The 19729-nt window shown below is 62.9% G+C and carries 21 protein-coding genes and 1 tRNA gene; 10 read left to right on the forward strand and 12 right to left on the reverse strand.

Going from position 1 to position 19729, the window contains the following annotated elements; genetic code table 11:
- Nucleotides 1-11 precede the first annotated feature (11 nt).
- Both infC and VGN62_RS07835 read right to left on the reverse strand, forming a co-directional pair.
- Nucleotides 12-548, reverse strand: a complete 537-nt coding sequence (gene infC / locus VGN62_RS07830) for a translation initiation factor IF-3 (RefSeq protein WP_327452483.1) — start codon at nt 546-548, stop codon at nt 12-14.
- Nucleotides 549-720: 172 nt separating this feature from the next.
- The gene (locus tag VGN62_RS07835) at nt 721-1857 is read right to left on the reverse strand and encodes a penicillin-binding protein activator (RefSeq protein WP_414713261.1); all 1137 of its coding nucleotides are present in this window, start codon (nt 1855-1857) and stop codon (nt 721-723) included.
- A gap of 61 nt (nt 1858-1918) precedes the next feature.
- Here VGN62_RS07835 and rsmI point away from each other — a divergent pair, with 61 nt between their 5' ends.
- From rsmI to VGN62_RS07855, 4 genes are read left to right on the forward strand one after another with little or no spacing between them, the layout of a single operon-like run.
- Complete coding sequence (gene rsmI, locus VGN62_RS07840; RefSeq protein WP_327452487.1) at nt 1919-2779, forward strand: 16S rRNA (cytidine(1402)-2'-O)-methyltransferase; 861 nt, start codon at nt 1919-1921, stop codon at nt 2777-2779.
- Nucleotides 2776-3126, forward strand: coding sequence for a YraN family protein (locus VGN62_RS07845; RefSeq protein ID WP_327452489.1), 351 nt, complete (start codon nt 2776-2778; stop codon nt 3124-3126). The genes rsmI and VGN62_RS07845 overlap by 4 nt, the downstream gene beginning before the upstream one ends.
- Before the next feature lie 10 nt (nt 3127-3136).
- Entirely contained in the window at nt 3137-4087 is a 951-nt protein-coding gene (gene gshB, locus VGN62_RS07850; protein ID WP_327452491.1) for a glutathione synthase, read from the forward strand.
- A gap of 22 nt (nt 4088-4109) precedes the next feature.
- Nucleotides 4110-4715, forward strand: coding sequence for a DedA family protein (locus VGN62_RS07855; RefSeq protein ID WP_327452493.1), 606 nt, complete (start codon nt 4110-4112; stop codon nt 4713-4715).
- Here VGN62_RS07855 and VGN62_RS07860 read toward each other — a convergent pair.
- From VGN62_RS07860 to VGN62_RS07885, 6 genes are all read right to left on the reverse strand, one after another.
- Entirely contained in the window at nt 4712-5602 is an 891-nt protein-coding gene (locus tag VGN62_RS07860) for a tyrosine recombinase XerC (protein WP_414713257.1), read from the reverse strand. The genes VGN62_RS07855 and VGN62_RS07860 overlap by 4 nt on opposite strands.
- Nucleotides 5603-5626: 24 nt before the next feature.
- Nucleotides 5627-6772: a radical SAM family heme chaperone HemW gene (hemW, locus tag VGN62_RS07865; RefSeq protein WP_327452495.1), complete on the reverse strand. Its 1146-nt coding sequence runs from the start codon at nt 6770-6772 to the stop codon at nt 5627-5629.
- Nucleotides 6773-6803: 31 nt separating this feature from the next.
- Nucleotides 6804-7202: a hypothetical protein gene (locus tag VGN62_RS07870; protein WP_327452497.1), complete on the reverse strand. Its 399-nt coding sequence runs from the start codon at nt 7200-7202 to the stop codon at nt 6804-6806.
- Nucleotides 7203-7209: 7 nt separating this feature from the next.
- Nucleotides 7210-7833, reverse strand: a complete 624-nt coding sequence (rdgB, locus tag VGN62_RS07875; protein WP_327452499.1) for an RdgB/HAM1 family non-canonical purine NTP pyrophosphatase — start codon at nt 7831-7833, stop codon at nt 7210-7212.
- A 1-nt stretch (nt 7834) separates the two neighbouring features.
- The gene (rph, locus tag VGN62_RS07880) at nt 7835-8551 is read right to left on the reverse strand and encodes a ribonuclease PH (protein ID WP_327452502.1); all 717 of its coding nucleotides are present in this window, start codon (nt 8549-8551) and stop codon (nt 7835-7837) included.
- A gap of 123 nt (nt 8552-8674) precedes the next feature.
- Nucleotides 8675-9874: a GGDEF domain-containing phosphodiesterase gene (locus tag VGN62_RS07885; RefSeq protein ID WP_327452504.1), complete on the reverse strand. Its 1200-nt coding sequence runs from the start codon at nt 9872-9874 to the stop codon at nt 8675-8677.
- 53 nt (nt 9875-9927) lie between these two features.
- Here VGN62_RS07885 and moaA point away from each other — a divergent pair, with 53 nt between their 5' ends.
- The 6 genes from moaA (at nt 9928) to VGN62_RS07915 (ending at nt 14279) form a co-directional block, all read left to right on the forward strand.
- Complete coding sequence (gene moaA, locus VGN62_RS07890; protein WP_327452506.1) at nt 9928-10950, forward strand: GTP 3',8-cyclase MoaA; 1023 nt, start codon at nt 9928-9930, stop codon at nt 10948-10950.
- 42 nt (nt 10951-10992) lie between these two features.
- A complete protein-coding gene (locus tag VGN62_RS07895) occupies nt 10993-11763 on the forward strand; it encodes an NAD kinase (RefSeq protein ID WP_327452508.1) in 771 nt (256 codons plus the stop codon).
- A gap of 83 nt (nt 11764-11846) precedes the next feature.
- Nucleotides 11847-11921: transfer RNA gene (locus VGN62_RS07900), tRNA-Asn, on the forward strand.
- A gap of 639 nt (nt 11922-12560) precedes the next feature.
- Nucleotides 12561-13454 (forward strand): alpha/beta hydrolase, encoded by an 894-nt coding sequence (locus VGN62_RS07905; RefSeq protein ID WP_327452788.1) that lies wholly within the window; start codon nt 12561-12563, stop codon nt 13452-13454.
- A 75-nt stretch (nt 13455-13529) separates the two neighbouring features.
- On the forward strand, nt 13530-14015 hold the full coding sequence (locus VGN62_RS07910) for an EthD domain-containing protein (protein WP_327452510.1): 486 nt from the start codon (nt 13530-13532) through the stop codon (nt 14013-14015).
- Nucleotides 14016-14126: 111 nt separating this feature from the next.
- A complete protein-coding gene (locus tag VGN62_RS07915) occupies nt 14127-14279 on the forward strand; it encodes a hypothetical protein (protein ID WP_327452512.1) in 153 nt (50 codons plus the stop codon).
- A gap of 84 nt (nt 14280-14363) precedes the next feature.
- Here VGN62_RS07915 and VGN62_RS07920 read toward each other — a convergent pair whose 3' ends face one another.
- From VGN62_RS07920 to VGN62_RS07935, 4 genes are all read right to left on the reverse strand, one after another.
- Complete coding sequence (locus VGN62_RS07920) at nt 14364-15047, reverse strand: glutathione S-transferase family protein (RefSeq protein WP_327452514.1); 684 nt, start codon at nt 15045-15047, stop codon at nt 14364-14366.
- 395 nt (nt 15048-15442) lie between these two features.
- Nucleotides 15443-16210 carry a glucose 1-dehydrogenase gene (locus tag VGN62_RS07925; RefSeq protein WP_327452516.1) on the reverse strand — a complete coding sequence of 256 codons (768 nt, stop codon included), beginning with the start codon at nt 16208-16210 and terminating at the stop codon, nt 15443-15445.
- Nucleotides 16211-16247: 37 nt separating this feature from the next.
- The gene (locus VGN62_RS07930; protein WP_327452518.1) at nt 16248-18650 is read right to left on the reverse strand and encodes a TonB-dependent receptor; all 2403 of its coding nucleotides are present in this window, start codon (nt 18648-18650) and stop codon (nt 16248-16250) included.
- Nucleotides 18651-18928: 278 nt separating this feature from the next.
- On the reverse strand, nt 18929-19702 hold the full coding sequence (locus VGN62_RS07935) for an SDR family oxidoreductase (protein ID WP_327452520.1): 774 nt from the start codon (nt 19700-19702) through the stop codon (nt 18929-18931).
- Between the last annotated feature and the right edge of the window lie 27 nt (nt 19703-19729).

A 19729-nucleotide genomic window follows, 5' to 3' on the forward strand; every position in this document is an offset into this window, starting at 1 on the left:
GCCGGTCGCGCTTATTTCGGCGCGATCACCATCAGCATCTGACGGCCTTCGGTGCGCGGATGCACCTCGACCTTCGCGATTTCCGACGTCAGCTCGGCGACGCGCTGGAGCACGTTCAGGCCGAGCTGGGTGTGGCTCATCTCGCGGCCGCGGAAACGCATGGTCATCTTGACCTTGTCGCCTTCGCCGAGGAAGTCGAAGACCTTCTTCATCTTCACGTCGAAATCATGATCGTCGATGTTCGGACGCATCTTGATCTCTTTGATTTCCTGCGTCTTCTGGCTCTTGCGTGCGAGGTTCGCCTTTTTCTGCGCCTCATACTTGAACTTGCCGACGTCGAGGAACTTGCACACCGGCGGATCGGCGTTCGGAGACACTTCCACCAGGTCGAGACCCACCTCGGCCGCCTGCTCGATCGCTTCGGCCGTCAGCATTACGCCCAGATTTTCGCCTTCCTCGTCGATCACGCGGACCTTCGGAGAGGCGATGAATTCATTGTAACGCGGGCCGTTTTTCGGCGGCATCGGTGCCATTGGGCGACGGGTCATGGGCGGTGGTATAGCTGTATCTCCTGGGTCGTTTAAAATGGGCGTGCAGCATCGACGCAAAAACACGCGTGACGGTCATATAGTGATCACGGAGCCGTCGTAAAGACTGCCCCGTGCACCTTTTAGCGCTTTTCGGACCGACTGTGGCTGGTCTGCCACTGTCGGCGAACGGCTACCATTTCGTCGGCGCGGGGTCGACGACGCGGAAACCGCCGGCGCCGATTTCGCTGACTTCGAGCGCGCGCTCGGCGATGCCGCGATTGCTGAAACGGAAGATGCCGTCGATGCCGCCGAAACCGTCGGCTGCGAGCAGGCGATTCGCCGGGAAATTGGTGCCCGGCTTCCAGTCGCGCGCGATGCGTACCGTCAGCAGCACCGAATCATAGCCGAGGCTGGCGAGCCGGTACGGCGCCTTGCCGAAACGGGTGCGATATTTGGTCGCGAGCTGGCCATAGAGGCCGTCGGAAACGCTGGCGAACCACGATCCGCGCATCACCGCGCTGCTGCCGAGCGCCGCGTCGGTATTCCAGAGTTCGGTGCCGAGAATCTGCTTGCTGCCCGTGCCCTTGATCACCGGCACCGCGCGAATGGCGTTGCCGCCGCTGTCGGCGATCAGCACCGCGTCCATCGCGCCGGCATTGGCGATCCGCCGCGCCGCGCCGGTCAGCGCCGTCGCGCTGCGGTCATAGCTTTCGACCGCGACGAGCGTGCCGCCCGCTTCGGCAACCGCGGCGCGGAACGCCGCCGCCGAGCGGTCGCCATAGACATTCTTGGGAACGAGCGCGCCGAAGCGCTGATGGCCCTTCGATCGCGAAAAAGCGACGACGCGCTCGACCGACTGGCCGGGGACAAAGCCCATGATGAAGACGCCGTTGCCCGCGACGCTGCTGTCGTTCGAGAAGCTCAGCACCGGCACCTTCGCTTCGCGCGCGACCGGCGCGACCGCGGTGACATCCTCGCTGAGCAAGGGGCCGAGGATCAGCTTGTTGCCGTCGGCGACCGCCTGCCGCGCCGCCGCGGCGGCGCCGAGCGCGGTATCATAGGTGGTGATGCGCACGCGCTCGGTACGCGAATCGAGCAAGGCCAGCGTCGTCGCATTGGCGATCGCGGTGCCCACGTCGGCGTTCGGACCGGTCTGCGGCACGAGCAGCGCGACGCGGTGGCGATCGGTGTCGGTGGGCAGGCCGGGGCCGACATTGTCGTCGGGGTTGGTCGGCGGCGGCGGGGTCGCCGGGCCATTGCTTTTCGGGACGACCTGGCACGCCGCGAGCAGACCTGCCATTGCCACCGCCCCAAGGCCGCGCAGCATCTGACGGCGCGGCGATGCTTTATTTTGGCACTGGCCGGCAGTTTCTGCCATTTTCGGCCTCATGCCAGATTCGAACATCTCAGATTCTCCCTTGCCCGGTCTCTATATCGTCGCGACGCCCATCGGCAACCTCGGCGACGTCACACCGCGTGCCGCCAAGACGCTCGCCTCCGCCGGCGTGATCGCCGCAGAGGATACGCGCGTGACCGCGAAATTGCTGTCGCATCTGGGTTTGCGTGTGCCGATGACCCCCTATCATGATCATAGCGACGAACGCACCCGCGCCGCGCTGGTTGCGCGCATGGAGCAGGAAATTGTCGTTTTGGTGTCGGACGCAGGGACCCCGCTGATTTCGGACCCCGGATACAAGCTGGTGCGCGACGCGCGCGACGCGGGGCGCCACGTCACCACCCTGCCCGGCCCGTGCGCCGCGATCGCCGCGATCACTTTATCCGGGCTGCCGAGCGACCGCTTCCTCTTCGCTGGGTTCCTGCCGAACAAGGCGAAGGCGCGCGCCGACACGCTCGCCGAATTCGCGGCCCTGCGCGCCACGCTCGTCTTCTACGAAAGCGGGCCGCGGCTGTCGGCGTCGCTCGCCGCGATGGCCGAAGGGCTCGGCGACCGCGAAGCGGCGGTCGCACGCGAAATCAGCAAGCTGTACGAGGAATGCGTCACCGGCACGCTGACCGAGCTTGCCGCGCGTTACGCCGACGCACCGCCGAAGGGCGAGATCGTCGTGATCGTCGGCCCGCCGGGCGAGGCGGTGGCCGAAGAGGCCGACGACGATACGCTCGACGCGGCGCTGCGTGAAGCGATGGCCGACAAGCCCGTGGCGCAGGCGGCGAAAGCCGTCGCCAAACGCTTCGGCCTCGACCGCCACGACGTGTACGCACGCGCGCTGACGCTGAAAGAGCAGGCTTGAACCGCGCTGCCGCCGAGGCGCGCGGACGCAAGGCCGAGCGCCGCGCAGCATGGTGGCTGCGCCTCCACGGCTGGCGCATATTGGGCGAGCGGCTCCGCGTCCCCGTCGGCGAGGTCGACCTCGTCGCGCGGCGCGGGCGCACGGTCGCCTTCATCGAGGTCAAATGGCGCGACCGCGCCGCCGACCTCGACCTCGCCATCGACCAGTATCGCCTGCGCCGCGTCGCCGCGGCGGCCGAAATGCTCGGCCCGCGCTTCGCCGGTCCGCGCGACGACATACGGATCGACGTGATGCTCCTTGCACCAAGGCGCCTGCCACGCCATCTGGTCCACGTCTGGCAACCCTGAGGAAGATCGAATGACCCTGCGCGCTGCGGTACAAATGGACCCGATGGACGGTATCAACATCGGGGGCGACAGCAGTTTCGCGCTGATCCTGAAGGCGCTCGATCGCGGCTACGAACTCTATCATTATGACGTGCGCGGACTGACGTGGGAGGCCGGGCGGCTGACGACGAAGGCGCACCGTATCCTCGAAGCCCGGCGCGAGGCCGGCGCCCATTATAAATTCGGCGACGAGGTGCTGCTCGACCTCGGCCGCGACGTCGATGTCGTGCTGATGCGGCAGGACCCGCCCTTCGACCTCGGCTATCTCACCGGCACATGGCTCCTCGAACGGCTCGCGGGCGAGACATTGGTCGTCAACGATCCGGTTTCGGTGCGCAACGCGCCCGAAAAGGTCTTCGTGCTCGACTTCGCCGAGTTCATGCCGCCGACGATGGTGACGCGCGATCTCGACGCGGTGAAGGATTTCCAAGCGCGCCACGGTGCCGTCGTGATCAAGCCGCTCCACGGCAACGGCGGCAAGGCCGTGTTCAAGATCGATGCCGACGGCAGCAACCTCGGCGCACTCGTCGAGCTTTTCGGACAGGTCTGGCCCGAACCCTTCATGGTCCAGCAATTCCTGCCCAGCGTGTCGAAGGGCGACAAGCGCATCGTGCTCGTCGATGGCGAGGTCGCGGGCGCGATCAACCGCAAGCCCGGCGAAGGTGAATTCCGCTCGAACCTCGCGGTCGGCGGCTATGCCGAGGCGGCCGAACTCACCCCGCGCGAGCAGGAAATCTGCGACATACTCGGCCCGCAGCTTCGCGAACGCGGGCTCGTCTTCGTCGGCATCGACGTGATCGGCGGCGAATGGCTGACCGAAATCAACGTCACTTCGCCCACGGGGATCGTCGCGATCGACCGTTTCAACAACAGCGATACGGCGGGGATGATCTGGGACGCGATCGTCCGCCGGATCGGCTGACGCCCCCGCGCGTTCCCCCCGCATGACCGATTTCATCCTGAACCTGATCCAGAGCTGGGGCTATGTGGGGATTTTCGTCCTCATGTTCCTCGAAAATGTCTTCCCGCCGATTCCTTCCGAAGTGATCATGGGGCTCGGTGGGATCGCCGTTTCCAAGGGGCATTTCGATTTCTGGCCGCTCGTCGCGGTCGCGGTCGCGGGCACGACCGCGGGCAACTGGATCTGGTACGGCGTCGGCCGCTGGATCGGCTATGAACGGCTCAAACCCTTCATCGACCGCCACGGCCGCTGGCTGACGCTCGACTGGGCCGAAGTCGAACGGATGCACAATTTCTTCCTGAAATACGGCCCCGCGATCGTCTTCGTCGCGCGCTTCATGCCCGTCGCGCGCACGATGGTGTCGCTGCCCGCGGGCATGGTGAAGATGAACCAGGCGAAATTCCTGCTCTGGACCGCCGCCGGCTCGACGATCTGGATCGCGGCGCTCGCGGGCGCGGGAAACTGGTTCGGCGGGCGGTTCGCCAATCTCGACGCCTTCGTCGGCCCCGTCGCGCTGGTCGCGATCGGCTCGCTCGTCGTCGTCTATATCTATCGCATCATCACCTGGAAGCCGAAGCAGGCCGATTAGGCGCGCGGGTGCGCGCTGCGATAGATGTCGAGCAGATGCGCGGCATCGACCGCGGTATAGACCTGCGTCGAGGCAAGGCTCGCGTGGCCGAGCAATTCCTGCAAACTGCGTAGGTCCGCCCCGCCCGCGAGCAGGTGCGTCGCAAAACTATGACGCAGCGCATGCGGCGTCGTGCGTTCGGGAAGCCCCAGCGCGCGGCGCGCCGACCGCACGCTCGCGCGCACGACGCCGGGCTGGAGCGGCCCGCCGCGCGCGCCGAGGAACAGCGGCGTTTCCTTCGCGATCGGCCAGGGGCAAGCCTCGACATAGCGCAACACCGCGGCGGCGACTGCGGGCAGGACCGGGACGATGCGCGTCTTGTTCCGCTTCCCCGTCACGCGCAGCGTCTCGCCAAGCGGCAGCACCGCGCCGGTGAGCGACAGCGCCTCGCCGATGCGCAGCCCCGCCCCGTAAAGCAGCAACAGCAGCGCGAAGTCGCGCGCGCCGACCCAGCCCTCGCGCGCATGATCCTCGACATCCTGCACCAGCGCGAGCGCTTCGGCGGGCGAAACCGGACGCGGCAGGCCTTTCTTGACGCGCGGCCCGCGCATCTGCGGTACGCTCGCGTTCGACCCGCCGACGAAGCGCAGGAAGGTCCGCAGCGCCGAAAGCTCGCGCGCTGCCGACGCATTGCCCAGCCCCTCGGCGCGCCGCTCGGCCAGATAGGCGCGCAGGTCGTTCGGGGTCAGCGTCTTCAACATGCGCGCATCGACCGCTCCGCCGCGATGCCGCGACAGGAAAGCGAAAAAGCGTGTCGCGGTGGCGATATAAGCACGGCGCGTGTGCTCCGACCGGCGCTTCTCGTGCGCCAGATGGGCATCCCAGTCACGGATCAACATGTCGCTCAAAACCGGCCTCGCTTTGGCGCGAGCCTAGCCCGTCCGCACCACCTCGGAAAGGATCGAGTCGAGCAGCAATATCCCGTCATCGGTGACCGCGAGCCGATCTTCGTCCTGCCGCATCAGTCCTTGCCCCGCCAGCCGCGCCACCGCCCTTTCATCGACGAACGCTTCGCGCGGCAACCCGCTGCGTGCTTCGATCCGCGCGAGGTCGATCCCTTCGGCCAGCCGCAGCCCCATCAGCATCGCCTCGGTCGCGCGTTCGTGCGCTGGCAGGTCGCTCTCGTGCCTGAGCCCGTGGCCGTTGCGTGTCACAGCCGCGATGAAATTTTCGGGTTTCTTGTGCCGCTCGGTCGCCTGTCCCAGCCGCCGTCCGTGCGCCCCCGGACCAACCCCCGCATAATCGGCGTAGCGCCAATAAGCGAGATTGTGGCGGCTCTCCTGCCCGACACGCGCATGGTTTGAGACTTCATAGCGCGGCAGGCCCGCAGCGCGTGTCATCGCCTGCGTCGCGTCGAACAGGTCGGCGGCGGTGTCGCCGTCGGGAATGGTGAGGTCGCCCTTCGCCGCGAGCGTCGCGAAGCGCGTGCCGGGCTCGATCGTGAGCTGGTAAAGCGAGAGATGATCGGTGCCAAAGGCGAGCGCGCCCGCCAGCTCGGTTTCCCACGCCGCGATCGACTGCCCCGGCCGCGCATAGATCAGGTCGAAGCTGACGCGCGCGAAATGCTCCTGCGCGGTGGCGATCGCACGCCGTGCCTCATCCTCGCTGTGCGCGCGACCCAGGAATTCAAGCACTTCGGCATCGAAGCTCTGGACGCCTATCGAAACGCGATTGACCCCGGCTGCGGCGAGGTCGGCGAAATTGGCGACCTCGACCGAATTGGGGTTCGCCTCGAGCGTGATCTCGACGTCGTCGGTGAGCCCCCATGTGCTCTCGGCCGCCGCGATCACCGCCGCGACGGTTGCGGGCGGCATCAGGCTGGGCGTACCGCCGCCGAAGAAGATCGACCCCACCGTGCGCCCCGGCAACAACGTCGCCTCATGCCGCAAATCGGCCAGCAACGCCTCACGCCACACCCCTTGATCGACACTCTCGCGCACATGGCTGTTGAAGTCGCAATAGGGGCATTTCGACACGCAAAACGGCCAATGGACATAAAGGGCGAGCGGTTCGGCCATTTGCAGCGATATAGTCGCTTTGCGCGGAAAGTCAGTCGTCAGGTTCGAAGACGTAAAATCGCCCATCCGATTGATTGTAAGGTGTCGCCAGCTGCCAGATATTCGAGCCAGAGGGGGCTTTGGCCGATTCCGCTTCGAGACGCGCCGCACCGCCTTCTTCGTCTTCCGTAAAAAAGCAATGTCCGCCGCTAGCCGATCGCCGGGCTCGAAGCCAACCAATGCGCCAAATGTCAACGATCTCCAGCGAAAGACCTTCACCGCCGTCGGCGAAGAACGGCGCTTCCGACCATTCCCGCTCCAACGCCAAAAGAGCGGTGGCTTTCGCCTCTTCGATGCTCGCCGTTATTGCGGTTCGTGTCGTGAAGAACCCGGCATAGCCTTCAAGAGGCGGGTCCCACAGACCGCGAAGGAGAACACGATAATAGGCCATCGGCAGCTTAGAAAGCCCCCGCCACCAGCTTCGAAAAAGCGTCGGCGCGGTGGCTGATCGCATGCTTTTCCGCCGGATCGATCTCCGCATAAGTCAGCATGTTACCGATCGGAACGAACACCGGATCATAACCGAAGCCGAGTTTCCCGCGCGGCGGCCAGGTCAGGCTCCCGTCGGCGGCCCCTTCGTACACATCGGCATGGCCGTCGGGCCAGGCGATCGCGAGGGTGCAGATGAAGCGCGCGCTGCGGTCGACGTCGGGGCCCTGCTCGGCGAGCAGGCCTTCGACCTTGCCCATCGCCATATACCAGTCGCGCCCCGGATTGCCCTCGAACCATTGCCGTTCGGCCCAGTCGGCGGTGTAGACGCCGGGCCGTCCCGAGAGTGCCGCGACTTCGAGGCCGCTGTCGTCGGCGAGCGCAGGCAATCCCGACCCCGATGCACTCGCGTGCGCCTTCAGCAAGGCATTCTCGCGAAAGCTCGTCCCCGTCTCCTCGGGCTCGGGAAGCCCGAGGTCGCCCGCCGACACCGGCTCGATCCCAAAGGGTTCGAGCAGCGCGCGAATTTCGCGCACCTTGCCCGCATTATGGCTGGCGATGACGAGCTTGCCTGGGGCGAGCTTGCGCGTCATCTCAGCGACCCGTTGCCTTGTCCTGCGCCGCGAAAATCTCGCCGCAACCGATGCGCGCGAGGCGGAGCAGGCGGAGCAGGCCTTCCTCGTCGTACGTCGCGCCCTCGGCGCTCGCCTGCACTTCGACGATCTGGCCCTTGCCGGTGAGCACGAAATTGCCGTCGGCCTCGGCGACCGAATCCTCGTCATAATCGAGGTCGAGTACCGGCGTGCCGTTGTAGATGCCGCACGAGATCGCGCCGACCTTGTCGACGATCGGATCCTCGGCGATCGTCTTCGCCGCGAGCAGCTTGTCGACCGCGAGGCGCAGCGCGACCCACGCGCCCGAGATCGATGCGGTGCGCGTACCGCCATCGGCCTGGATCACGTCGCAATCGATGATGATCTGGCGCTCGCCGAGCTTCTTCATGTCGACGATGGCGCGCAAGGAACGGCCGATAAGCCGCTGGATTTCCTGCGTCCGGCCCGACTGCTTTCCCTTCGCCGCTTCGCGGCTGCCGCGCGTGTGCGTCGCGCGGGGCAACATGCCATATTCGGCCGTCACCCAGCCCTGCCCCTTGCCGCGCAGGAAGGGCGGCACCTTCTCGTCGACGCTCGCGGTGACGAGCACCTTCGTATTGCCGAAGCTGACGAGCACGCTGCCCTCGGCATGGATGGTGAATTCGGTTTCGATGGCGATGGGACGCATCTGGTCGGGCGCGCGGCCTGAGGGGCGCATGAGATATCCTTTCGACTGGTGATGGCCGAGGCCCTTAGGCGGCTGCCTTCATTCGCTCAACCGCATCTTGAAGAATTCGGGGATTATTGCCAATTGCTCCCGCCAGGCCACGAGGGGCCATTTCTACGCGTCCATCAGCCCGAGAAGCTGGTCCGACGGCACCGGCCCCGATTTCAGGAACCCCTGCCAGGTCGCGACGCCGATTTCGGACAGGCGCGCGAGCTGCCGCTCATTCTCGATCCCCTCGGCCACCACGAGCAGGCCGAGCGCCCGCGCGAGGTCGACGATCGCGCGCACGACGATGCGGTCGCGGTCGCTGCCGTCGATCGTGCGGGTAAAGCCGCTGTCGATCTTGAGATAATCGATCGGCAACCGCGCGAGCAGCGACAGGCTGGAATAGCCGGTCCCGAAATCGTCGATCGCGACCGCGACGCCGAGCGCGCGGATCTGCGCGAGCTGGTCGGCGGCGCTCGCCGGGTCGCTCAGCATCGCCTGTTCGGTGAGCTCGAGCGTCAACCGGTCGGGATCAACCTTGGCGGCCTTGGCCATGCCCGCGAAGCGGCCGGCAAATTCGGGATCGCCCAGGTCGGCGGCGGTGATGTTGAGCGACACGCGCAGCTTCGCCAACGCCTTCGGCCAGGTCGCCATTTCGGCAAGCGCGACGCGGTGCGCATGTTCGGTGAGCTCGCATTCGAGCCGCGCGGCGCGCGCCGCGGTGACCAGCGGTCCCGCGCCGAGCAGGCCGAGTTCGGGATGCTGCCAGCGGAGCAGCGCCTCGACCCCGGTCATCTCGCCGGTGCCGACGTCATATTGCGGCTGGTAGTGGATCACCACCTCACCCGCCGACAGTGCGGCATGGACCATCGCCCCGTCGCGCGCCGACGCGGGACGCGCGAGCTGGTCGCCCGCGGCGCGGAGCTGTTCGGCGACCGATTCGTCGCGGGTGATCAACGCCGCCGCGATGCGGATCGACAGCCGGCCGTTCGGATCGCCGACGATCGGTTCGGCGAGCGCGACGTGCAGCGCGCGTTCCTGTGCTCGAAGCGCGCCAAGCGACATCGGCGCTGCCGGCACGATCAGGAAACGCGGCCCGTCGAGACGGTCGACGCACGACCCCTGGCCGAATTCGTCGCTGGCAAAATTTTCGAGCCGCCGCCCGATCTCGTCGAGCACCGAATCGCCCGTCGCGGTCCCCGCGCTATTGTTGATCCGCGCCATCTGGTCGACCTGGACCAGGATGACGCCGGCATCGGCATTGTGCCGCGCGTGCAGCTTTTCGAGTTTATGGACACAGGCGGAAAGGGTCTCGGACAGGCGATTCATCGCATTCCCCTAGCAGGCTTTGCTTGCCAAGCTCGTGCCTTTTGCATCACAATATGCGCGTGGCTGCCACATTTTCCCAACCGGCCGCATCCACGGCGCCCCTGATCGACGGCATTGGCCGCCGGATCAGTTACTTGCGCCTGTCGGTTACCGATCGCTGCGACCTGCGCTGCCGTTATTGCATGGCCGAAGACATGACCTTCCTGCCCAAATCGGCGGTGCTCAGCATAGAGGAAATGGGCGACCTTGCCGAGCGGTTCGTTGCGCGCGGGATCACCCGCATCCGTCTGACGGGCGGCGAGCCGCTGGTGCGACGCGGGATCGACACGCTCGCGATGCGGCTCGGCGCGTTGATCGGCCGCGGGCTCGACGAGCTGACGCTGACCACCAACGCGATGCGCCTCGCCGAACACGCCGCGATGCTCGCCGCGGCGGGGGTGCGCCGCATCAACGTCAGCCTCGACACGCTCGACGCGCACGCCTTTCGCCATATCACGCGCGTTGGCGACCTTTCCGTGGCGCTGCGCGGGATCGACGCGGCGCGCGCCGCCGGGCTGGCGGTCAAGATCAACATGGTCGCGCTCGCGGGGCTGAACGAAGACCAGCTCCTCCCGATGCTCGGCTATTGCGCGGTGAACGGCTGCGACCTCACGCTGATCGAGACGATGCCGCTGGGCGAAGTGTCCGACGACCGCAGCGATCATTATATCCCGCTCCACCATTTCATCGCGCCGCTTCGCGAAGCCCGCGCCATCTGGCCGGTCGACCAGCGCACCGGCGGCCCCGCGCGCTATTTCGCGGTCGAAGACAGCCCGGTCACCCTTGGCCTCATCACCCCGCTCAGCGACAATTTCTGTGCGACGTGCAACCGCATCCGCCTGACCGTCGAGGGACGCGTCTATATGTGCCTCGGCCAGGACGATCATGTCGACCTGCGCGCCGCGCTGCGCGACGGCGGCGACGTCGACGGCTTGATTGATGCGGCATTGGCTGGCAAACCCCGCGCGCATGACTTTCATATCGAACGAGAGTCCAAACCGGCGGTCGCGCGTCATATGAGTGCAACGGGGGGCTGACACGCCGCCCGATATTTTGAGGCACGGGGGGACCGGACCAATATGCATCGCAAGATCGCGCTTGTCGCATCGAATGCGCCCGCGGCCATGGAGGCGGAAGCCGAACTGCGCCCGCTCTACGACTTTGTCGAGCTGGCCGAGGCCGACCTGTTGATCGCGCTCGGCGGCGACGGTTTCCTGCTACATATGCTGCACATGCTGCTCGACCAGCGCCGCAGCCTGCCCGTTTTCGGGATGAACCGCGGCACCATCGGCTTCCTGATGAACGAGTTTCGCGTCGAAGGGCTGCTCGACCGCATCGCCGCCGCGCGTCCGTTCCTCATCCATCCGCTCTCGGGAGATATCACGACGATCAGCGGCGAGCGGCATATCCTGCCCGCGATCAACGAGATTTCGCTGCTGCGCGAAACGCGCCAGGCGGCCAAGCTCGAGGTGATGATCAACGAAAAGACGATGCTCGAGGAGCTCGCCTGCGACGGCGTGCTCGTGTCGACCCCCGCGGGATCGACCGCGTACAACCTCAGCGCCAACGGCCCGATCCTGCCGCTCGAATCGGAAATGCTCGCCCTCACCCCGATCAGCCCCTTCCGCCCCCGCCGCTGGCGCGGCGCGCTCGTCCCCGAATCGACGAGCATCCGTTTCAACGTCCGCGAGGCCGCGAAACGCCCGGTCAGCGCGGTCGCCGACCAGCGCGAAATCCGCGACGTGAAGACGGTTTTGGTGACAACCGACCGCAGCCGACCGCTGACTTTGCTGTTCGATCCCGACCAGGGCCTCGACGAACGCATCGCGATGGAACAATTTATCGTCTGAGAGTCATAAAAGGCGGCAAAACCCCCTTGATAAAGTTGTCGGTTGGCGGCAAAGGGGCCGCCTTGTCCGCTTCGGCGGTGTGTTCCTCGGTAGCTCAGCGGTAGAGCAATCGACTGTTAATCGATCGGTCGTAGGTTCGAATCCTACCCGGGGAGCCAATTACAGCCTCTAAAGCTTTGATTTTAGATAGTTTTTACAGTGGTCGCGAAAATGACCCCACATCCATCCCCACAAAATAATTGCGTTGCGACCCGTCGCTTAGCCGGAAAGGGCAGTCGGCTTACGCATGGTCTGATCTTTCGATCGCATTTCAGAAGCCGATTCTAAGCCCGGCGGCATGCCCCTCGCTCCTCCGCGGTTCTTCTGACATTTTTCCCGAGTAGTCTCCCACTCGATCGTCCGAGCGGTGGGGTGGTCTCCTTTTTTTCACCAGAGCAAAACTTCGGCGAGACGTCACGCGGCGGCCCCATTTTTCCTGAAGGGATGAGCAAACGCGACCCGGCAAAGCGCTATAAACACTTGCTTGCCGCAAGCTATTTGGATAGCGTTGCTGTCAAAATATGGAGAGGAATTGCAGATGCGACGCTCGGCGCCACCGGACGATTCACGTCGCGGCCCAATTGAGACCATTTGACGAAGAACGCCCGCCAACGCTCCCGCGATTCCGGCGAGCGCCGCGAGCAAGCACGCACAGTCCGGCGAATTCCACACGCCGAGCGCGGTGCTCCTTCGAATGACGAGCGTAACAATTCACTTTTGAACCTTTTAGGCATTGAAACAGAGCGGAGTTGACGATCATGTCCCAAGACCAGCTACAACAAGTCAATGAGATGATCCGCTCGGGCCCGGATCTCGGGTCGCTGCCGGTACCGGAATTGCGCGTGGCGTTCGACGGGTTTGGCGATTTTACGCCGTTCGATTCCTCGATCGAGTTCGAGCTTGTCGATGCCAATGGGGTGCCCTGCGAAATCGGTGTCGCGCCGGGATCCAGAACCGACGCTACCTTACTTTATCTGCACGGCGGCGGATATGTGATCGGCTCATTCACGTCGCATCGCGGCCTTGTTGCGAGACTGGGTCAGGCCGCATCGATGCGCACCATGGCGGTCGATTACCGCTTGGCACCTGAACATCCCTTTCCAGCGGCTATCGATGATGCCGTCACCGCCTATCAGTGGCTTCTCGATAGCGGCACGCCGCCCGATCGCATTTTCTTCGCTGGCGACTCTGCGGGGGGCGGCCTTGTCGTCGCCACGATGCTGCGATGCAAGGCGCGCAATATTGCTCTTCCCCGCGCAGCTGTTCTGTTTTCGCCATTCGCCGACATGGGCACGACCGGACAGTCGCTTGTCGACAACCGGGACCGTGATTTTGTGGTCACCGAAGGCGTGGCTCCCGGCATGGCGGAAACCTATCTTGCAGGCGCAGATGCCGCATCACCCGAAGCGTCACCGATCTATGGCGACCTAGCGGGATTGCCGCCGATCCTGATCCAGGTCAGCAGTCATGAGGCTCTTCTGGACGATTCCCTCAGACTTTTACGAGCCGCGATTCTGGTGGATGTCCAGGTGCACCTGCGGGTCTATCAGGGACTTCCTCATGTCTGGCAGTTGTTTACGGGCATGCTGGACGAAGGTCAGGCTGCACTCGAGGAGGCAGGCGCGTTTTTCGACAAGCATCTGGACAGGTAGCCGCGAACGGCCGGCCCCTGCTTTAAGGAGATTCGCTTGATCAAGATGTTATGCCAAGTGCCTCGGAAACTGGGCATGAGCGAGGGCGAATTCTACCCGCGCTATCTCCAGGGGCATGGGAGCCTTGTCCGTAACCACGCGCGGGCGATGGGCTTCTTGCGCTACGTTCAGACCCACCGGATCGCCTTGCCCCAAATAGACAATTTCACCGCGGGGCAAACCTGGCGCACCCCGTTGGACGGTCAGTCGGAACTGTGGTGGGATAGCTGGGAAAGCATGGAGCGCGCGCTCGCCTCGCCCGAGGGCGGAGAGGCCAGCGCCATCCTGGAAGTGGATGAGCGGGAATTCACCGAAACGAGCAATGTCAGCGGATTTGTCGCTCAGGAAGAGGTTGTTCTGGACATCTCCGACGGATCGCCGCCCGGTTTCGGGACCGCCGTCAAGATAGTCATCGACATCTGGAAGCGACCGGACCTCAGCACAGCGGAATTCAGCGCACGCTGGCGGGCGCAGCACGCCGATCTCGTCCGGCAGCACGCGGCGGCGCTAGGCATCTGCTAATATGTTCAGAACCATCGGGATCCGGCAGCGAAATTCGATTTTGCCGAATTGCGAGGCTGGCAACCGGCGCCGGACGGGGTGACCGAAATGTGGTGGCCCAGCAGCGAGGCCATGAGCTGGGCTTTGACCTCGCCCGAGGCAGTCGCGGCTGTCGCAGCCATCCGGCTCGATGAGGAAGAATTTGTCCTGCCCTCTCTGACTCGCGCGTTCGCCGCCAAGGAGCATTCCATTTTTGATTACATCGGCGCGACATCCGTAGTGTAGAGAGGCCCGAACGGCTTGGCCCTCGCAATGATCGTAGTCGCGCTAGTTGGCCCTAACCAATCCCGCAAGGTCGGCCAGTGATCCTCAGGCTGCGCTGTTCGGTGCCAGCGAAACCTGCGCTTCGAAAGAATCCAGGGCCTTTGCCGATGCGGGACGGTCGGCCATCCGCTGAAACCAAGCGGCAACATTCGTGCGGCCAGGAGGGTTGAGCCACGGCACGACGCTGACGCTGGTTGCCATGAAGCCATAGAGAAGTATGTCAGCCATCATCGGGCGATCACCACACAGGAAGTCGCGACCGGACAGGTCGTCGTCCAGCTGATTGAGGCCGCGGTCGGCAATGAGCCGGTTGTCCTGCTGCGCGGCAGGCGTGAGTACGCGGTTGCCGCGATAGTAGGCCTCGGCATCCGCTCCACCGCGCCACCAGGCAACCATTGGCTCGGCAACCTCCAGATCGACGCGACGCGTCCACATCCGCACGGTTGCGCGTTCTTCCGCTGTCTGGCCGATGAGCGAGCGACCACCTGTCGCGATCTCATCGAAATATTCGCAGATCGCCGTAATTTCGGTCACGATCCGGTCGTCGTCCAACCGCAACGCAGGGACCTCGCCACGCGCATTTACCGTGGTTCTGTAAGACAGGGCACGGTTGGCAAGGTTGGCGAGGTCGATCGCCTCTGCCTGGAAGTTCAGACCTCCGCGCTCGTGAGCGAAAAGACGAACCGTGTATGGATTGGGAGCAGCGAAATTCGAGTCATACAGAATCATGTCTTAACTTTCCATGATGACGTGCAGTAAGAGAACGAAATCACGAGTGTGAGTGAGAAAGCAAAGCCAAGAACTGGCCACTCAAAAAATAATCAATAAGTTGGCGGGCTTCAAGCGTCATCAACCTGCAACACCAGGATCATGCCGAAGCGCCTTTGTGCCCGACAGAACCTTTGACTGCGCAAGGCAGTGACAACGCCTTAGGCTATTGCTTACACCGCGCTCATGCGCAACAAATCGACTGGGCTCTAATTCCGACTGGTAGAAACCAGAGGGTCACGTCAGTAGCCCCCTTATGGTGGTAGAGCGGCCGTGAATTGTGAACAACCGAGCCCGCTGCAAAGGCGCCCCTCGCAGACGGCGCCGCAAGCCGTTTCCGGAGCGAGCCCTCACTTCTAGCGCGCGAGTAGCCCCCCATCGATGACGAGTTCGGCACCAGTGACGAAGCGTGCCTCATCCGAGGCCAAATAGACGCAGCCCCACGCAATGTCTTCGGGAACCCCGGGGCGACCGCCGGGCTGAAGACTGTTGAAGATCGCCTGCGCAGAATCGACATCCGCGGCGTTGTTGATGATGTTCTGCACGATGGGTGTGTCAATGTAACCCGGATGGATCGAATTTGATCGAATGCCTTGGCCAATATAGTCCAGCGCAACCGACTTCGAGAAATTGCGCACCGCGCCTTTTGATGCAGCATAGGCCGCGAAATGAGGGCCTGCGACAATCCCGAACGCAGAGGAGATATTGATGATTGAACCGCCGCCCGCTTTAATCATGTGCGGGATGGCGTATTTGGTAAACAGGAACACGCCGCGTGCGTTGATTGCGAAGGTTTTGTCCCAATGTTCCGCCGAAATATCACCTGCTGCGCCCATTCCGGCTACGCCGGCACAGGCAACAATCGTGTCGAGCTTACCAAACGCCGAGACTGCAGCGTCGATCGCTGATACGACCTCATCTTCTGAAGACACGTCGCATTTCTGAAATTTGATCGCTTCGGACTTGCTGTTGATGAGTTCAGCAAGCTTTTCATCGAGTGGCTCTTGGAGATCCGCGACGACGACTCGGGCGCCCTCCGAAACGAAGAGACGCGCCGCTGCCGCGCCGATGCCCGACGCGCCGCCCGAAATTACGGCCACTTTACCATTCAGTCTGTCTGCCATCATCTTGTCCTTGATTGAAATTATGTACGCGCGCGGCCTAGTAGCGGAAGCTTACGCTGACGCCGTAGGTGGCGGGTTTGCCAGCATAGCGCTGAATGGTGTCGAACGCGGCAACTACATTGTTCCAATAATATTCGTTGCCCACATTCTTGCCCCAGACGGACACCCGCCAGCTGTCGTCAGCCGCTGCCACGCCAGCGCGAAGATCGATCAGAACATAATCGTCGATGCCGAAAACGGTCGTGACTGGAGAAGTGACTCCCGCAGGATTGGTTTCGCCGCCGATCGTCGCCACCGTTTTCGATCGAAAATTCAGACTCGTGCCCAGAAAGGCGTTCAACGAGTCGGAAACAGGGAACTCATAATCGATGTTACTCCCGAACTGATATTTCGGCGTGTACGGGACATTTGCGCCAGCAAAATTGGCTGAAATGCCGCCTGAGTTGATGCCGGTGAATTCTTTGATGGTGGCGTCGAGATAGGTGAAGGTGTTGTTGATCACGAGCCCCTGCGTCGGGCGGATGCTCATCTCGATTTCGAAGCCCTTGACGTCCGACTTCGGAATATTTTGAAGCACGTCCAAAATTCCGAAATTCGGATCTACGAACTTCGACCGCAGCTGCTTGTTGGTGTAATCATAATAGAAGACCGCACCGTTCAGTTGCAGCGTCCGATCGAGCAGCGTGGCTTTGAACCCGGCCTCATAAGACTGCACAGACTCCTGCACGACCGGGAGATACTGGCTAAAGAGCGAGGCCGAGAGCGTCGGATAGCTGCCGGCCTTATAGCCTTTCGCGACGTTGGCGTAGAGAAGGACGTCGTCCACCGGCTTGTAATCCAGACCCACGCGCCACGAAAAATTGTCCTCTTTCAGAGTGTCGGTGAAGCGGCCCGATGCGCCAGGTGCTACACCGTTATACGTGTCCGGCGTATTGTTGATCTGATAGCATTGCCCGGCATATGGCCCCAACGCTCCGCCGAAAAGCACATCGTAGAACAGGGGGCCGGTGTTCGTGGGACTGCCGCTGTCGTCGAACCCGCACTCGCTGGCATCGGTCCTCGACTTGGTATAGCGGCCACCCAGCTTAACCGTCAGTTGGCCGATATCATATTCGATATTCGCGAAGCCGGCGTAGTTCTCCATCTTTTGATCGTTGGAATAGGATAGCGAGAAGAACGGGTAACCGAACGATCCATAAAGGCCTCTGACGGAAACATCAGGAAACGATAAGTCGATAAGTTCATTGACCGTGCTGCGCTCATAGTTGGCGCCGACGACCCAGCGAAAGTCCGATCCGCTATTGTTCGAAATCCTGAGTTCTTGGTTGAAGCTCTTGATGCGGCCCGTGTTATTGACAAGGTCAAGCGTCGAAAGCGGAAGGCCATCGCCCTCATCACCCTGCCGTTGCTTATAATCGGCGTAAGACGTGAGCGATGTCAACGTGACGTCGTCGCTCACGTCGAATTCGGTACGAAGAGTGGCTTGTCCAAGCCTGTTGCTGCGCCGGGGGACGCCGGGAGTCCAATCAGCTGCTTGCGGCCGCTCCGGCGAAAACTGCGCTGCTGCCAATTGGGGGGTCAGGAACGCAGGCGCTTGCGGAAACAGCGCAATATACTGGGGCGCTTGCGTTTCGCTATTATCTTTCCAGCCATTTATATTCAGTTTGAAACGCAGCCGCTCTGTCGGTTCAAAATCAATCAACAGTCGGCCCATATAGTTTTCGACCTTGCCGTTCCGGTCCCCCGGTCGCGAGTTGCTGATCTGCCAGCCGTCGGCGCGTTCGATCCGGCCTGCGAGGCGCGCACTCAGTGTCGAGGAGATCGGACCGCTGATAAAGGCATCGGCAACGACTTCGTTGAAGCGACCATAGGAGATGCTGCCGCCCGCACTCAATTCGCTAGTCGGCTTGGCAGCGATATAGTTGATCGCGCCGCCGGTTGCGTTCTGGCCGAACAGGGTGCCCTGAGGGCCCTTCAGAATTTCGACCCGCTCCAGGTCAAACGCCGAGTGGGACGAAAGGACTGGAAACGCGAGCGGCGCTTCGTCCACATATGTGCTGACGGTCGGATAAGCACCGATCGACGTTTCGTAAAAGCCGACGCCGCGCAGAGTGTACACCGGTGTGCCGTTCGCGCTGTTCGTGAAGGAGAGGCTGGGTGTCGCGTTTGCAAGATCCGCCAGCGAGTTGATCTGCCGGTTCTGCAGCGCATCCCCTGACACCACCGCAACGGTAATCCCGACGTCGTTCAAACGCTGCTCGCGCTTGTTGGCGGTAACCACAATATCATTCGAATCTGGCGCCTGATTGGCCGTTTCAACCTCAACCGGCTGCTGGGAGGGGGCATCGGCAGCGGGCGCGACGGCTTGGGCATGCGCCTGGCCGGCAACGGCAATAGCAGCGATACTGGCACCCAAAAGCGCACGATTGACATGGTTCATTGAAGCTCTCCCTAGATTTTATTTTTGTGAAACCGATCCCCCGAAACTTACGGGAGAGAAATTCTCCCGAGGATCGGCACGAACCGGCGTTCGCGCCGACCGACATGTGACAGCGATAATGGGACAGTTGACGCGCGACTCGCGCCAGCGCGCTGCCGTGCAATGAATGGGCCTTTGCGTTGATTAGGCTTCCTAGCGCTCATTCGTCCTCTCCCACCTCAATCTTCGTTGAAGGTGATTCGTCATAACTAATACGCTAGCTAGGCGCAAGCAAGTTTCTAAATCGCTGAAATTCCACCGTCGATCTTGAATTCCGCAGCGGTAATGAAACGGCTCTCGTCCGAGGCCATATACAAGACAGCATAAGCCACGTCGTCGGGGTCGCCGAGACGGCCCAATGGAACCTGTTTCGCAAGACGTGCGAGCGTTTCGGCTTCGTCGCGATCGCCGCGCAGATCGTCGAGCATCGGCGTTCGAATGAATGTCGGGTGGATCGAATTGCAGCGGATGTCCCACCCCTTCTTGGCCGCGAGAAGCGCGACCGATTTGGTGAGAAGCCAGACGGCCGCCTTCGAGGCATTATAGGCAGCGAGGTTCGGAGACGCCATCAATCCGGCGATTGATGAAAGATTGATGATCGACGCAGGCTGACATTCGCGCATCATCGGCAAGGCCAGTTTGCAGCCCAGAAAAACACTGTCGGTGTTGACCTGCATGACATGGTGCCATTGCTCGAGATCGAGATCCTCGACCGATCCTGTCCGTACCATCCCGGCATTGTTGACGAGCACGGACAGGCCATTCATGCGGTGGCGTGCCTGTTCGATCGCCGCTGCCCAATCCTCGGCGCTGGTCGCATCGTGCTGGAAACCCCAGGCCACTTCGCTGCCGATTTCAAGATTGATCGACTCGGCGACCTGCTGTGCCCCGGCTTCGTTGATATCGGTCAGCAAAACGTGGGCGCCGTGACGAGCAAGCATTTGGGCAGCCGCGGCACCCAATCCCTGCGCTGCCCCGGTCACCAGCGCCCTTTTGCCGCGAACACGCTCCATCGAACCCACCTCTCGCTTTCAATATGC

Source organism: Sphingopyxis sp. (assembly GCF_035998905.1).
Lineage (GTDB): Bacteria > Pseudomonadota > Alphaproteobacteria > Sphingomonadales > Sphingomonadaceae > Sphingopyxis.

Excerpts from the sequence above, each read along its gene's own strand:
- rph (WP_327452502.1), bottom strand. The coding sequence starts at position 8,551 with ATGCGCCCCTCAGGCCGCGCGCCCGACCAGATGCGTCCCATCGCCATC.
- gshB (WP_327452491.1), top strand. The coding sequence starts at position 3,137 with ATGACCCTGCGCGCTGCGGTACAAATGGACCCGATGGACGGTATCAAC.
- rdgB (WP_327452499.1), bottom strand. The coding sequence starts at position 7,833 with ATGACGCGCAAGCTCGCCCCAGGCAAGCTCGTCATCGCCAGCCATAAT.
- VGN62_RS07870 (WP_327452497.1), bottom strand. The coding sequence starts at position 7,202 with ATGGCCTATTATCGTGTTCTCCTTCGCGGTCTGTGGGACCCGCCTCTT.
- VGN62_RS07895 (WP_327452508.1), top strand. The coding sequence starts at position 10,993 with ATGCATCGCAAGATCGCGCTTGTCGCATCGAATGCGCCCGCGGCCATG.
- VGN62_RS07915 (WP_327452512.1), top strand. The coding sequence starts at position 14,127 with ATGAGCTGGGCTTTGACCTCGCCCGAGGCAGTCGCGGCTGTCGCAGCC.
- hemW (WP_327452495.1), bottom strand. The coding sequence starts at position 6,772 with ATGGCCGAACCGCTCGCCCTTTATGTCCATTGGCCGTTTTGCGTGTCG.
- VGN62_RS07885 (WP_327452504.1), bottom strand. The coding sequence starts at position 9,874 with ATGAATCGCCTGTCCGAGACCCTTTCCGCCTGTGTCCATAAACTCGAA.
- VGN62_RS07905 (WP_327452788.1), top strand. The coding sequence starts at position 12,561 with ATGTCCCAAGACCAGCTACAACAAGTCAATGAGATGATCCGCTCGGGC.
- infC (WP_327452483.1), bottom strand. The coding sequence starts at position 548 with ATGACCCGTCGCCCAATGGCACCGATGCCGCCGAAAAACGGCCCGCGT.
- moaA (WP_327452506.1), top strand. The coding sequence starts at position 9,928 with ATGCGCGTGGCTGCCACATTTTCCCAACCGGCCGCATCCACGGCGCCC.
- VGN62_RS07930 (WP_327452518.1), bottom strand. The coding sequence starts at position 18,650 with ATGAACCATGTCAATCGTGCGCTTTTGGGTGCCAGTATCGCTGCTATT.
- VGN62_RS07925 (WP_327452516.1), bottom strand. The coding sequence starts at position 16,210 with ATGGCAGACAGACTGAATGGTAAAGTGGCCGTAATTTCGGGCGGCGCG.
- VGN62_RS07935 (WP_327452520.1), bottom strand. The coding sequence starts at position 19,702 with ATGGAGCGTGTTCGCGGCAAAAGGGCGCTGGTGACCGGGGCAGCGCAG.
- VGN62_RS07835 (WP_414713261.1), bottom strand. The coding sequence starts at position 1,857 with ATGCTGCGCGGCCTTGGGGCGGTGGCAATGGCAGGTCTGCTCGCGGCG.
- VGN62_RS07920 (WP_327452514.1), bottom strand. The coding sequence starts at position 15,047 with ATGATTCTGTATGACTCGAATTTCGCTGCTCCCAATCCATACACGGTT.
- rsmI (WP_327452487.1), top strand. The coding sequence starts at position 1,919 with ATGCCAGATTCGAACATCTCAGATTCTCCCTTGCCCGGTCTCTATATC.
- VGN62_RS07910 (WP_327452510.1), top strand. The coding sequence starts at position 13,530 with ATGAGCGAGGGCGAATTCTACCCGCGCTATCTCCAGGGGCATGGGAGC.
- VGN62_RS07855 (WP_327452493.1), top strand. The coding sequence starts at position 4,110 with ATGACCGATTTCATCCTGAACCTGATCCAGAGCTGGGGCTATGTGGGG.